We start from the raw sequence: 13,172 nt of genomic DNA, 5'->3' as shown, positions 1-13,172 counted from the left end.
TGTGACAGCTAAAGAAGTTGCTTTATCCGTTTTTGTAATGCGGGAATGACCTCTTTTTTAAACCAAGGATTTTTAGATTGCCAAATATTGTTACGAGGAGAGGGATGCACAATCGGAAATTGTGTAGGAAGATAAGAGCGATAGTCCTTCACAATATCGGTTAAGCGAACTGTGTTAGGCAAATGGAGGTAATGATGTGTGGCATAACTACCAATTAAAACAGTCAACCCGATATTAGGCATTAAGGCTAATAGCTGTGGGTGCCATTTTTTTGCAAATGCTTTGCGTGGAGCAAGATCGCCAGATTTTCCTTTTCCTGGAAAGTAAAAATCCATTGGTAAGATGGCAAACTTATCTGATTTATAAAATGTTTCTCGTGAAACACATAGCCAATCCCGTAGTAGATCGCCACTAGCATCATTACAGAATAGTTTTGAAGCCTCAGCTTTTGCACCAGGAGCTTGACCGACAAGCAAAATGGTCGCATTTTTATTTACAGAGTAAAGAGGATCAATCGATTTCTCTGTATATTTGCGATTCATCGGATCCATTTTTATATTGTTGAATATATTTTGAAATTCATCCATGATATTTCTCCAAAATCGTTTTATTTTAATATGCTCCCGCTATTTATATCTGTCAATAATGGATATATCATTAAAAAAGGGGATCATATTCGATCCCTTTTTTGCTACATTTTAAGCGCTATTATTCGAAAATAAATATTATGTATAATCAATGATGACTTTCATTGCCTTTTCATCAGCAGCATTTTTAAAGACTTTATAGGCGTGTTCAAGCTCATTAAATTTAAAATGATGAGTAATCATTTTATCGAGTGGTAGTTTCCCTGAGCAGCAAGTTTTTAGCAACATATCGGTGGTATTCGCATTGACTAAACCAGTTGTAATTTTAAGGTTTTTGATCCAAAGTTTTTCAAGGGCAAAATCCACTGATTGACCATGAACACCGACGTTTGCAATATTGCCGCCTTCTTTCACAACATGCTGACATACATTCCATGTTGCCGGAATCCCAACAGCCTCAATCGCACAATCTACACCGCGATTATTTGTGAGTTCTAATATTTTCGCAATTGCATCTTCTTTACCAGAATTCACGATCTGTGTGGCTCCCATATCAAGTGCCATTTTGAGACGATTCTCATCCATATCCACAACAATGATCTCACTTGGTGAGTAGAGTTGGGCTGTTAATAGCGCTGCCATTCCGATTGGGCCGGCTCCAACAATTGCGACAGTATCGCCGGGCTGAACATCGCCATATTGCACACCAATTTCATGAGAGGTTGGGAGCGCATCAGAAAGAAGAACCGCAATATCCTCATCAAGTTCTTTAGGAATATGATAGAGCGACGTATCAGCAAAGGGTGTCCGAACATATTCTGCTTGAGTACCATCGATCATATAGCCCATAATCCAACCCCCCTCATTCATGCAGTGAGCATTAAGTTGTTTTTGGCAGTTTTCACAAGTTCCACAGCGACTAACGCACGAGATAATCACTTTATCGCCTTTTTTAAACTTTTTCACCGAACTGCCGATTTCTTCTACAATCCCGATGCCTTCATGTCCAAGAATACGGCCATTGAAATCTCCAGTTTTCTCTTTGGCAGCAGTTTCGATCTCGGGATTTTTCCCTTTCATGATGCCAAGATCAGTGCCACAGATGGTCGTTTTTGTGAGTTTGATAATTGCATCGGTAGGTTCTAAAATTTTGGGTGTCGGGCGATCTTCAAAACGAATATCATTCTCACCATAATAAACCATTGCTTTCATTGTCTCTTTCATACCGAAAACTCCTTTAAAGATTATTAAGAGGAGTTTTCATAGTAGGGGAGTTTTAAAAAAATAACAATTAATATAAGTTATTTAAATAAATATATAATCGTTGATTTTGAAAATATTTAAGGCGCTAAAAAATAGAGAAATAAAAAAGCCTCGAAGATATCTAGATCTTCGAGGCTTATCATTGAAAAAAGGAATTATGCTTTTTTCATAAATTCAGATTTTAACTGCATGCTTGAGCCATTCACTTTACAGTCAATATTGTGGTCGCCTTCAATGATGCGAATACCTTTGACCATGGTTCCTTGCTTAATAACCATCGATGATCCACGGACTTTAAGATCTTTAATGACGGTTGCAGAATCACCATCTTGAAGGATCGTTCCATGAGCATCGCGAGCAGTTAAAACCTCATCAGTAGCTGCTTCTTCTGTCATCGACCATTCATAGCCACAATCTGGACAGATATAAAATTCTGTATCGCTATATGTATTGGTCATCGTGCATTGAGGGCAGGCTGGGAAATCAGACATGTTTATGAACCTCCAAATTCAAATAAAATATATAAATCACTTTAACAGGAGGCAATATACCGAAAGATTGTTTAAAAATCGAGGAGTTAAATCGTTTTTGGTAAAAAAGATGTCAAAATAGCTGTTATTTCAGCAGAATTATATGGAGTTTAGTAATTTCTCGAGATCCATAGATCTTGTAGTGTAATATGGAAAAGAACAATATATATGATGTTGTAAGGGGATATGAATTGATCCTCTGTTGTTCAATATCAAAGTGAAGAGGATTAATAGTGGTTAAACAGTTTAAAGCAGTAGCTTTTGATTTAGACGGTACATTGGTCAATAGTGGCCAAGGTTTGGCTGATGCGGTTGATCTAATGCTGAAAACGCTTGGTTATCAAGCTGTTGGGATTCAAAAAGTGAGTACTTGGATTGGGAATGGCGCGGTGAATTTGGTTGAAACTGCGCTGCAATATACTGCCGGTGAGAAAGGTTTATCGCAGTTTGAGGAAGCCTTTGTACTTTTTAATCGGTTTTATGCTGAAGTTTTAGAGCAAGGAAGTGAATTATATGTAGGTGTTTATGACACATTACAGAAGCTGCATAGTGATGGTTTCAAGTTGGCACTTATTACGAATAAGCCGAGTCAATTTTTACCACGTTTATTACAAGACCTTCAGATTGCTCAATTTTTTACTCTTGTATTGGGCGCTGATGATGTCGCTGCACGCAAGCCGCATCCTGCACCAATATTTCAGACATTAGGATATTGGGGGTTATTACAAGAGGAACTGATTTTTGTGGGTGATTCTCGTAATGATATTCTGTCAGCGAAAAGTGCGGGGGTGCAAACGGTTGGTGTAACGTATGGCTATAATTTCGGAGAGGCAATCGCTACCGAGCGTCCGACATTTGTGATAGATGAATTTGTAGAGTTACTCAAGATCGTTCATTAGCCTGTTTACGCATATAATTTATGCTTTATTTAATATGATAACGCCTTGAAATAAATTCAAGGCGTTTAATTTTTTAATAAATTTTTACTTTAAGCTATATAAACACGATGTGTATGTTTATCCTGCAATCGCTTGAGTAACCGATGGGAAGATCGGCAACATTAAGAACCCTTTAATGACAAGGACGTTGACGATATCAATAAAGAAAGCTCCCACCATTGGAACAACAAGGAATGCTTTTTTCGAGGGACCAAAACGTTCTGTAACTGCTTGCATATTTGCAATAGCAGTTGGTGTTGCGCCTAATCCAAATCCACAGTGACCAGCCGCAAATACAGCACCATCAATACCACGCCCCATAACATTGTAGGTGACGAAAATTGCGTAGAGTGCCATAAAGCTTGCTTGAACCGCTAAAATAATAATCATTGGTACCGCAAGTGATTTAAGCTCCCACAGTTTAAGGCTCATAAGTGCCATCGCAAGAAAAAGAGAGAGACAGACATTACCGACAATAGAGACCGAACGTTCAAAGATAATTTGATCACTAATCAGTGATAAAACGTTGTTGATGATTACTGCCACAAATAAAACGCAAACAAACGTTGGTAATGCGAATTTTGTGTCAGCGAGCACGTTGGAAATAATTGTTCCGAGGGTAATAGAAATGACAATCATCGTGATTGTTTCTAAAAGTGCACGGGATGTAATACGGCGGCTTGCGCGAGGTTGTTCAAACGCCGTTGAATCATCCGATGCTTCGTCGGGTTTAGGATCATCAAAGATAGAGCTATCAAGTTTAGGCTGACGTTTACGAAGTAGGAATCGAGCAACCGGTCCACCGACTAATCCACCAAGAACCAAGCCGAATGTAGCGCATGCCATTGCAATTTCAGTTGCATTATTAAAACCGTATTGTTTTGAGAAGACATCGCCCCAAGCGGCACCCGTTCCATGTCCGCCAGAAAGCGTGACTGATCCTGCAAGAAGCCCCATTAATGGATCTAAACCTAATGCCGATGCTAAACCCACTCCAACGCCGTTTTGGATAATCAAGAAAAGGATAACCACAATGAGGAAAATGACAAGCGACAATCCACCGGAGAGAAGACTTTTGAAGTTAGCATTTAATCCAACAGTTGCAAAGAACATCAGCATAAATGGTGTTTGTAAAACGGTATCAAATTTCACTTCAAAGTCGAAGTATGATTTTAAAATTAAAATAGTAAATGCCACGATTAAACCGCCGGCAACAGGACTTGGAATCGTAAATCGATCAAGCAGAGGGATTTTTGCAACAACGACACGGCCAAGTAGTAATGTTAAGCAGGCCATAACCATTGTTCCGTAGACATCGAACGATATCATATTTGAACTTATCATAAAGACTCCTAATTATATGATTATTGAATAATTTGTAATTATTAGCTTTTCAGCAAGTCTCGCTTAGAGACTTATTTTTTTATAAAAATGGATCGCATCTCTATAAACAGTTTGGTTTTAAACAAATGATCTTTTAGTGATGAATATCATCGAGAGATACCCAATGTTTACTGAACATCTGCTTTGGAGTATTGTGAAAGAGAATGAATATAGCCATCTGTTTTACAAATTTAGCGAATCGTTCTCCAAAGATTGGGGATCTGTTATAATTAATTCTCTTTAACAACACTAAAAATTGCCAAAAGGTCGCGTCTATGATGAAAAAAATCAGCCGATGGGGAGCGCTTACGCTACTCTCGCTCTTGCCGCTAAACTTGTTTGCTGATCAACAGTTTATCGTTGATTATTTCCAAAAAATTCGTACGCTTGAGGCAAACTTTACCCAAGAGATTATCACTAAAGATCGAACCGATACAACTTCTGGCCATTTAATTATCGAAAAGGTAGTGGCAGAAGAAGATGATTCTAATAGCTCACCAAAGGTACTAGAGCCTAAATTTGTCTTTGATTATACAGAACCCTATCATCAGATTTTGATTAGTAATGGCTCGAAATTCTGGTTCTATGATGTCGATCTCATGCAGGTTATTATTAAGCCATTGAAAGAAGTGGTTAATAATCCCGTATTAAAGATTTTGCTTGGTAATCAACGACTCGATGAAAGTTTTGATATCCAAACAATTCGTCCAAAGCGGGAGTATTTATTAACTCCGAAAGCTAGCCAAGAAGGATTAGAGGTGAAAGATATACAAGTGATATTTGCTAACCGTAAAATCTACTCGTTCGAAGTGGAAGATGTAACTGGCCAAAAAATCTCATTTGTGATGAAAAAAGTTGCGGGAAATCGTGACATTGATCCGAAGATGTTTGATTTTACGATTCCTAAAGATGTTGATGTGATTGACGAGACAAAATAATGGTAGATCTATTTTCGGGATTAGTCGAAGAGAATAACCTCAAGTTTGCACCACTTGCGGATCTTGCTCGCCCGAAAGTACTTGAGGAAGTTGTCGGGCAATCGCATCTTCTCGGAGAAGGAAAACCGCTTTTTGAAGCATTTAAGAGTGGTATTCCTCATTCAATGATTTTTTGGGGGCCACCTGGCGTTGGTAAAACAACATTAGCGAATCTTGTTGCACAAGAATTTGATGCTGAATTTATCGCATTGTCAGCGGTGTTTTCGGGAGTGAAAGAGATTCGTGAAGCGGTCAAAGAGGCGGAAGGTTATCGTCTACAAGGTCGGCGGACGATTCTTTTTATCGATGAGATACATCGTTTTAATAAAGGGCAGCAGGATGCATTGCTTCCATTTGTAGAGTCGGGATTGGTGACTTTTATTGGTGCAACGACCGAAAACCCCTCATTTGAAATTAATCAGGCATTACTTTCAAGAGCCTTCGTTTATGTGTTAAAACCTCTTGATGATCGTGCAATTGATGGGCTTATTGAGCGAGCAATTACGCAATATTATCCAGATTATTCTCTCTCTGATGAGGCAAAAACGCTATTGGTTCAGTATGCCGGCGGTGATGGTCGGCGTTCGCTAAACTTATTACAGCAATTATTGATTGTGGCACAAACTCATTCCCAATATCAGATTGAAAAATCACTGGTAGAAACGATCTTAACCACACAGCCGAAGAAGTTTGATAAGGGCGGTGATTATTTTTATGATCAAATATCAGCACTTCATAAATCAATACGAGGTTCTGACCCTGATGCTGCTCTCTATTGGTTTACATTAATGCTCGAAGGGGGAGTTGATCCTCGTTATCTTGGTCGGCGTATTTTAATGATTGCATGGGAAGATGTTGGCCTTGCGGATCCAAGAGGAACACAAATTGCCACGGATGCACTGACGACTTACGAGCGGTTAGGCTCCCCAGAAGGTGAACTTGCACTAGCTCAAGCGGTAATCTATCTTGCGTGTGCGGCGAAATCAAATGCTGGCTATATGGCTTTTAAAAAAGCACGTGCTTTTGTTGTCAATGACCAAACGCGTCCCGTTCCGATTCATTTACGAAATGCCCCCACTAAATTGATGGCTGAGTTGGGGCATGGACGTGATTATCGCTATGCGCATGATGAGCCTGGTGCATATGCCGCAGGGGAGTGCTATTTTCCGGAAGGGATGGAAGAGATGAAATGGTATGAACCGACAGATCGTGGTTTAGAGCGGCAGATAGGTGAAAAATTACAATATCTTAATTCACTTGATGATATCGCGCGTAACAAGAGTCATTCATAAATTATTGTTGCCGGCGTGAGATAATGCGTTTGCGAATGTGATCGTAACTCCAATTATAGAGATAGGTATAAAAGAGAAAGAAGATTAATAATCCGATCTCCATCATAAATGCTTCAATAATCGAAATTCTAAGGACAAAAGCAATCATGGGAACGGTAAAAATAATCAGGGTTCCTTCAAAGCCTATTGCTTGTAATATCCTTATTTTGACAGGGCGATCTCCATTCACAAATGGAAAAAACTTATCAAAAATCCAATTAAAGACGATATTTAGCAACAGTGCCATAAGAGAGATAAGGATTGCGACAATTCCCATTTCCGTCATAGGTTGATGCAATAGATAAACGCCGATTAACGTAGTAAAAAGAATTGCAAAAAACTCAAATAGACAAGCATGAAAGATGCGTTCAGGAAGGGATCGAGTAGAGAGAGCTGCCATATTAAAGTCCACAGATTATTAAAATAACGAACCTTTGTCACAAGTTCGATTTTGAAGTTTATTTTGTAGTAGCATAGAGTCGTTATAATAGCACAATAAGATATTGACAATTTTGGGGATTTTAAGCAAAAAAACTCATGCCTATTTAAGGCTATCTTAAGAATAATACGCTAGGGTGAAGATGAAAATTTTATTAGTTGAAGATGATTTATCGTTGGGAGAGACTATCCAAAAGTGGCTTCAAATGGATGGGTATGTTGTTGATTGGCTTACAAATGGTGGTGATACTAAAAATGTTGCTATCGACACTTACGATTGTCTTTTACTCGATCGTGGTCTACCGGGCTTGTCGGGGGATATGATTTTGAAGATGTTTCGAAGTCAGAAAAAGTCGCTCCCGGTTATTATGATTACCGCAATGGATAGCATTGCCAATCGTATTGAAGGGCTGGATTTAGGGGCGGATGATTATTTAGTCAAGCCTTTTGATCTGGAAGAGTTATCTGCACGTATTCGTGCGCTCTCTCGACGCATTAGTCAGCAGGTCGAAACAGTATTCGAGCATGATAATGTCACACTGAATCCTGCAACAAAGATGGTCGAAAAAGATCATGAGTCGATAGTGCTGACAGCGAAAGAATATGCTGTACTTCATACATTAATGCAGTATCCTACTCGAATTTTTACACGAGAAGAGCTTGAAGATAAGCTTTATGCTTGGGGGAATGAGGTTGAGAGTAATGCCGTAGAAGTCCATATCCATCATCTTCGTAAAAAATTGGGTAGTACTTTTATCCGCACGCGTCGAGGATTAGGGTATACATTAAGTAGCGATTAAGAGAAAGGTGTAACTTGAAGCGTTTTTTTAAGAAAGAAAAAGTAGAACGAAAAAGCTATTCTCTTAGAGGAACGCTCATTACCAGTATTGTTCTTTCAACATTGATACTGTGGGGAATGAGCCTGGCGATTACTACGTACATTAGTTGGAATCAGACTAAGAGAGTCTTGGATGAAGCGCTTGTCCGTTCGGCACAAGTGCTTTTTCAATTAGTAGAAAAGGCGCCGCCCCCGATGCGCGAGCATCGTGTTTTTGGGGGACGGGTTGACCTTGATGATGACCATTTTTATTTCCAAGTGATTAGTAAAGGGCGTGTTATTGCGAAGAGTAGTCGTGCTCCGAATGAGCCCTTTATAGAAGGACCAAAACCGCATAAAGGATTTACTAACCTTCTTTTTGAAGGGGAGCCTTGGCGTATCTTTGTGTTACAAAAAAAACATTCTGCCTATGAGATCCAAGTCGGGCATGCGGTAAAGATGCGTCATGAATTTTTAGAAGATCTCACTGAAGAGTTAATTTCATCGGGGCTTATTGGATTAGTTCTTTCTCTGTTTCTGAATGCTCTTATTGTTTTTTTTGGTCTAAAGCCACTAACAGCGATATCTCAACAGTTGAGTCGACTTTCCCCGAAAAATCTTATGCCAATCTCTGTGAAAACTCGTGGTAAAGAGATTATTGCGATTGAAGATTCATTAAATATGTTACTTATTAATTTGGAGGTCGCACGTCAACATGAGCGTCAATTTACTGCTGATGCTTCACATGAGTTACGTACGCCTTTAAGTGCTATTCAGATGAAATTACAGTTATTACAGCGCGAGAAACCTGAATTAGCATCCTATTTAGCACCACTGCAGCAGGATGTCAGTCGAGCAACACATTTAATAGAACATCTTTTGTTGCTTGCGCGTTTAGATCCAATGTCGATGCACTCATCTGAAAAACTGCCTCTCCAGCCAGTCTCTATTGATGCACTTTTCAAGGAAATTATTGATCTTTTTCAAGGCGAAATTACTCGTAAATCTTTGATGATTGATTACAACGTTCCATCTTATAGAGTTTTAGCAAATAGAGATCTGTTACTGATTGCTGTTAAAAATATTTTAGGAAATGCCTGTAAATATGCCCCTATGGGCTCAACGATCACGCTTACCGCAAAAGAACAAGCATCCTATATTGTGATTGTTATTCGAGATAATGGTAAGGGTGTTAATCCAGAGGAGCTAGAACGTTTAACACAGCGTTTTTATCGCGTATTAGGTACAAAAGAGACCGGAAGTGGCTTGGGGCTTTCAATCGTTAAGAAAATTGTGGAATTGCATCAGGGTGATATGCGTTTAAGATCCACTCCTGATATTGATGGATTAGAGGTTTCTCTCTTCTTTAAAAAAATATGAAATAAAAATAATTACTTAAGATAACTTTAAGGTTGACCTGTTTAAATAGTAAGCATCAAGAAGAAGCACTTTTTATATCTTGTATAGAGAAGGAGATTGAAATGCGTAAATTGGTTTTATTAACAGCGTTAACTTTAACAACATCAATTGCTTCGGCTCAATTTGTAGAGCCACCAAAACCCGCTGATGTTGATCCCGCAGCAAAACCAGCAAAAGAAGCCGCGGTAATGCCAAAAGGCCCTGAAGGGGGAAAACCTGTTCCACCGAAAGCTGGTGATCCAAAACATGATAGAAGCGAAGGTCCTAAAGGCCCTAAAGGTGACCACCCTAAAGGCCCAAAAGGAGAACGTCCTCATGGCCCTAAAGGCGACCACCCTAAAGGTCCAAAAGGAGAACGTCCTCATGGTCCTAAAGGTGATCATCCTAAAGGTCCAAAAGGAGAGCGTCCCCATGGTCCTAAAGGCGACCATCCAAAAGGTCCGAAAGCAGATGGCCCAAGAGGTGAGAAAGCGCCAATTCCTCAAGATGCCCCAAAACCCGAATAATTTCTATCAATTACTTATCTCTTAAAGGAGAAAATTATGCGTAAAGTACTTTTAGTAACAGCCTTATTAGCAAGCTCTTCAATGGCATTTGCTCAATTTTCAGGTCCAGCTGCGGCGCCTCCAATACCCGCCCAAAATACTCAAATAACAAATACTGGCGGTATTGTTGCAGTGAGAGATGTACAAGCGATGCGAGATGACTCAAGAGTAACATTGCAAGGTAATATTATTGAACAAGTGGGCAGAGAAAAATATCTTTTTAGAGATACTACCGGAGAGATTATTATTGAGATTGATAACGATGATTGGAATGGTCTTCAAGTGACACCAGCGGACACTGTTACCATCTACGGTGAAGTAGATCAGCATCGTCATCGCCCAGCAGATATCGAAGTAAAACATATTATTAAAAAATAAGTTTTATCTCTAGTGAGTTACGGTGCATCCCATAATGCTTCTGTAACTCTCTCCATTTTTAAATAAGCTCTGTAAGAAATCCTCTTAAATGGTCTGTTTAAGGGGATTTTTTATGGGTGATTGTAAAATCAGTTAATAAATTAACAGTTATTTTGTCGCATCAAGCTTTAGAATACGAAGGCTATTGAAGATTACAATAAGACTGGCTCCAACATCTGCAAATACGGCTGCCCACATACTCTCGTGACCAAGGAAAATCGCAATAAAGAAGATTGCTTTTATCCCTAGTGCTATCACAATATTTTGTTTAATGAGGCGTAATGTTTTTTGCGATACTTCAATAAAGTACGGAATCTTGGCAAGATTATCATCCATCAGCGCCACATCAGCTGTTTCAATAGCAATATCACTACCAATAGCAGCCATTGCAAATCCGACATCGGCTTGAGCAAGCGAGGGTGCATCGTTGATACCGTCGCCAATCATTCCAACTTGTGCATGATGTTCCTGGTGACTATTGAGGATTGCGAGTTTTCCTTCGGGCATTAGTGTTGCATGAACTTCATCAATGCCAATTTGCCCTGCAACATGATGAACTGCACCGGCATGATCACCCGATAGTAGCATCGAGATGATGCCTCGGGATTTTAATTCTTGAATAATCTCTGCGGCATTCGTTTTTACAGGGTCTGTCACTGCAAAGATGGCACGAACTTCACCATCAAGGGCGAATATCGAGAGGCTTGCGCCAATCCGCTCAATTTCTGTGAGTTTGTCATTAATCATCTCTAGCGATATACCGTTATTATGCATTAAAAGAGGATTACCTAGTAATAAGACGTGTGTGCCAATTGTGCCCTGTGTTCCTTGCCCGGGAATAGCGGTAAAGTTTTCAACGTCTAGAAGCTCACCGTTATAACTCTCGACAATTGCTTTAGAAATAGGATGGTCAGAACGGTTAGCAAGACTCAACGCATATTGTTCTGTTATTAGTTCTTTTTCAGCACTTACAACATCATTAGTCACAAACCATGCTTCATTTAATTGTGGTTTGCCCTCTGTTAATGTACCGGTTTTGTCAAAAGCAATGTGGGTAAGGTGTGCTCCTTTTTCGATAAATTCCCCACCTTTTACCAAAACACCGTGGCGAGCGAGTTGTGTTAATGCACTAACAACTGCAACAGGCGTTGAAATAACCAAGGCACAGGGGCATGCGATAATAAGAATCACCAATGCTTTATAGATAGAATCAAACCATGAAACGCCAACAATAGGAGAAAGAAGCGCTATTAATATTGCCACGATAAAGACAATTGGTGTGTAGACCGCTGCAAATTTATCGATGAAGCGTTGCACCGGTGCTTTTTTAACTTGTGCTGCTTCGATGGTACGGATAATTTTGGCAATTGTTGAGTTGTTAGCGGTCGATGTGACGCGGTAATCAATTTCACTTTGCTGATTTATACTCCCTGCATACACAGCCTCTTCCACAGACTTATCCACAGGAAGACTTTCTCCGGTAATCGCGGCTTCGTCAAAATTTGAATGTCCGCGAATAATGATTCCATCAAGCGGCAGACGTTCTCCAGGCATAATGCGAATGATTTCATCAATTTGGATATCCTCGATATTTTTTTCCACAGGTTTTTGCTCGTCAGTGAGCACTTTGGCGCTATCTGGTGTCAATTTCAGTAATTTCTCAACCGCATTTTGAGCTTTAGTCAGCGATTTTGCCTCAATCAATTCTGAGAGCGTAAAGAGGAAAATCACCATTGCTGCTTCAGGAAAGATTCCTAGTAAAATAGCGCCAGTTACTGCAACACTCATCAATGCATTGATGTTGAGTGTTCTATTTTTAATGGCTATCCAACCTTTTTTATAAGTGGTCAGTCCGACTAATCCAATAGTGATAAATGCAAATAGCGCGCTGAGAGCAGGGTGCCAATCCATAAAGTGAATAGTTTCTGAGATGACTGCTGAAAGTCCTGCAATAATTAATCGCGGAGTTTCATATTTTTCATAAAAAGAGCGAGGGGTATTTAGTGGGCCGCGTTCATTTTTTAAAATAGGCGACATATTGAGAGCTTTAATTTTGGGAATAAAATTCGTGATATTTCCTTTATGAATGACGTAAACTTCGCGTTTAAGATAATTAAAGCGCAGTTCATAAATATTATCTTGCTTCGCGAGTGCTTTCTCGATGAGTTTTGACTCCATTGGGCAATCCATCTCTTTTATATATAGGATATCTTGCCGGTAGCCATTTGGAATATTACTCGAAGAAACTTTCTCCTCATCGATTTGAGTAGAGCAGCAATTGATTTTATTGGCAGTTTCTTGATGCTCATGCTCTTCATGTGAAGCATTACAGCAACTTGAATCGTTTAGAGTTGTTTCATGGGCATGGTTTTCGAAATTGTGGCTTACCATATAAGTACCTTTCTCGGAGTAGGGGGTTCTATCTATTTTTAATTGATTGAGGAATTAATTTATGTAAAAAAACAATTTTATAGGTATCATTAAACACCCTGTAGTAACTATAAGGTCAAGAAAATTTCGGGTATGT

Annotated in this window: 13 protein-coding genes; 7 read left to right on the top strand and 6 right to left on the bottom strand. The window is 39.4% G+C overall.

Annotated elements, in window-relative coordinates; genetic code table 11:
* Positions 1-8 precede the first annotated feature (8 nt).
* From ACPF7B_RS07455 to ACPF7B_RS07445, 3 genes are all read right to left on the bottom strand, one after another.
* Positions 9-587: a uracil-DNA glycosylase family protein gene (locus ACPF7B_RS07455; protein ID WP_490505187.1), complete on the bottom strand. Its 579-nt coding sequence runs from the start codon at positions 585-587 to the stop codon at positions 9-11.
* Positions 588-725: 138 nt separating this feature from the next.
* On the bottom strand, positions 726-1,799 hold the full coding sequence (locus tag ACPF7B_RS07450; RefSeq protein WP_490506516.1) for a zinc-dependent alcohol dehydrogenase family protein: 1,074 nt from the start codon (positions 1,797-1,799) through the stop codon (positions 726-728).
* 206 nt (positions 1,800-2,005) lie between these two features.
* Entirely contained in the window at positions 2,006-2,341 is a 336-nt protein-coding gene (locus ACPF7B_RS07445) for a zinc ribbon domain-containing protein YjdM (RefSeq protein WP_490505186.1), read from the bottom strand.
* Positions 2,342-2,613: 272 nt separating this feature from the next.
* Between ACPF7B_RS07445 and ACPF7B_RS07440 the strand changes: the two genes are divergently transcribed.
* Positions 2,614-3,279 (top strand): phosphoglycolate phosphatase, encoded by a 666-nt coding sequence (locus ACPF7B_RS07440; RefSeq protein ID WP_490505185.1) that lies wholly within the window; start codon positions 2,614-2,616, stop codon positions 3,277-3,279.
* Between the two features lie 117 nt (positions 3,280-3,396).
* Here the strand turns inward: ACPF7B_RS07440 and gltS are convergent, their stop codons facing one another.
* A complete protein-coding gene (gene gltS, locus ACPF7B_RS07435) occupies positions 3,397-4,647 on the bottom strand; it encodes a sodium/glutamate symporter (RefSeq protein WP_490506515.1) in 1,251 nt (416 codons plus the stop codon).
* 329 nt (positions 4,648-4,976) lie between these two features.
* Here gltS and ACPF7B_RS07430 point away from each other — a divergent pair, with 329 nt between their 5' ends.
* Together ACPF7B_RS07430 and ACPF7B_RS07425 are read left to right on the top strand one after the other, a co-directional pair.
* Positions 4,977-5,639 carry an outer-membrane lipoprotein carrier protein LolA gene (locus ACPF7B_RS07430; protein WP_490505184.1) on the top strand — a complete coding sequence of 221 codons (663 nt, stop codon included), beginning with the start codon at positions 4,977-4,979 and terminating at the stop codon, positions 5,637-5,639.
* On the top strand, positions 5,639-6,970 hold the full coding sequence (locus ACPF7B_RS07425; RefSeq protein WP_490505183.1) for a replication-associated recombination protein A: 1,332 nt from the start codon (positions 5,639-5,641) through the stop codon (positions 6,968-6,970). The genes ACPF7B_RS07430 and ACPF7B_RS07425 overlap by 1 nt, the downstream gene beginning before the upstream one ends.
* Position 6,971: 1 nt before the next feature.
* Here the strand turns inward: ACPF7B_RS07425 and ACPF7B_RS07420 are convergent, their stop codons facing one another.
* Positions 6,972-7,409, bottom strand: coding sequence for a PACE efflux transporter (locus ACPF7B_RS07420; RefSeq protein ID WP_490505182.1), 438 nt, complete (start codon positions 7,407-7,409; stop codon positions 6,972-6,974).
* 181 nt (positions 7,410-7,590) lie between these two features.
* Between ACPF7B_RS07420 and ACPF7B_RS07415 the strand changes: the two genes are divergently transcribed.
* The 4 genes from ACPF7B_RS07415 (at position 7,591) to ACPF7B_RS07400 (ending at position 10,606) form a co-directional block, all read left to right on the top strand.
* Positions 7,591-8,247, top strand: coding sequence for a response regulator (locus tag ACPF7B_RS07415; RefSeq protein WP_490505181.1), 657 nt, complete (start codon positions 7,591-7,593; stop codon positions 8,245-8,247).
* Positions 8,248-8,261: 14 nt separating this feature from the next.
* On the top strand, positions 8,262-9,644 hold the full coding sequence (locus ACPF7B_RS07410; protein WP_490505180.1) for an ATP-binding protein: 1,383 nt from the start codon (positions 8,262-8,264) through the stop codon (positions 9,642-9,644).
* Positions 9,645-9,745: 101 nt separating this feature from the next.
* Entirely contained in the window at positions 9,746-10,189 is a 444-nt protein-coding gene (locus ACPF7B_RS07405; RefSeq protein WP_490505179.1) for a hypothetical protein, read from the top strand.
* A 36-nt stretch (positions 10,190-10,225) separates the two neighbouring features.
* Positions 10,226-10,606, top strand: a complete 381-nt coding sequence (locus ACPF7B_RS07400; protein ID WP_490505178.1) for a YgiW/YdeI family stress tolerance OB fold protein — start codon at positions 10,226-10,228, stop codon at positions 10,604-10,606.
* Positions 10,607-10,753: 147 nt separating this feature from the next.
* On the opposite strand, the gene ACPF7B_RS07395 is transcribed toward ACPF7B_RS07400, so the two are convergent.
* Positions 10,754-13,036: a heavy metal translocating P-type ATPase gene (locus ACPF7B_RS07395; RefSeq protein WP_490505177.1), complete on the bottom strand. Its 2,283-nt coding sequence runs from the start codon at positions 13,034-13,036 to the stop codon at positions 10,754-10,756.
* Positions 13,037-13,172 lie beyond the last annotated feature (136 nt).

It is taken from the genome of Ignatzschineria sp. 22MB058224 (assembly GCF_058188435.1).
The sequence above is the reverse complement of the archived record's forward strand: the minus strand, read 5'-3'. Positions and strand labels throughout refer to the sequence as shown.

Coding starts and splice junctions, on each gene's coding strand:
- ACPF7B_RS07455 (WP_490505187.1), bottom strand. CDS start 587: ATGGATGAATTTCAAAATATATTCAACAATATAAAAATGGATCCGATG.
- ACPF7B_RS07450 (WP_490506516.1), bottom strand. CDS start 1,799: ATGAAAGCAATGGTTTATTATGGTGAGAATGATATTCGTTTTGAAGAT.
- ACPF7B_RS07445 (WP_490505186.1), bottom strand. CDS start 2,341: ATGTCTGATTTCCCAGCCTGCCCTCAATGCACGATGACCAATACATAT.
- gltS (WP_490506515.1), bottom strand. CDS start 4,647: ATGATATCGTTCGATGTCTACGGAACAATGGTTATGGCCTGCTTAACA.
- ACPF7B_RS07430 (WP_490505184.1), top strand. CDS start 4,977: ATGATGAAAAAAATCAGCCGATGGGGAGCGCTTACGCTACTCTCGCTC.
- ACPF7B_RS07425 (WP_490505183.1), top strand. CDS start 5,639: ATGGTAGATCTATTTTCGGGATTAGTCGAAGAGAATAACCTCAAGTTT.
- ACPF7B_RS07420 (WP_490505182.1), bottom strand. CDS start 7,409: ATGGCAGCTCTCTCTACTCGATCCCTTCCTGAACGCATCTTTCATGCT.
- ACPF7B_RS07415 (WP_490505181.1), top strand. CDS start 7,591: ATGAAAATTTTATTAGTTGAAGATGATTTATCGTTGGGAGAGACTATC.
- ACPF7B_RS07405 (WP_490505179.1), top strand. CDS start 9,746: ATGCGTAAATTGGTTTTATTAACAGCGTTAACTTTAACAACATCAATT.
- ACPF7B_RS07400 (WP_490505178.1), top strand. CDS start 10,226: ATGCGTAAAGTACTTTTAGTAACAGCCTTATTAGCAAGCTCTTCAATG.
- ACPF7B_RS07395 (WP_490505177.1), bottom strand. CDS start 13,036: ATGGTAAGCCACAATTTCGAAAACCATGCCCATGAAACAACTCTAAAC.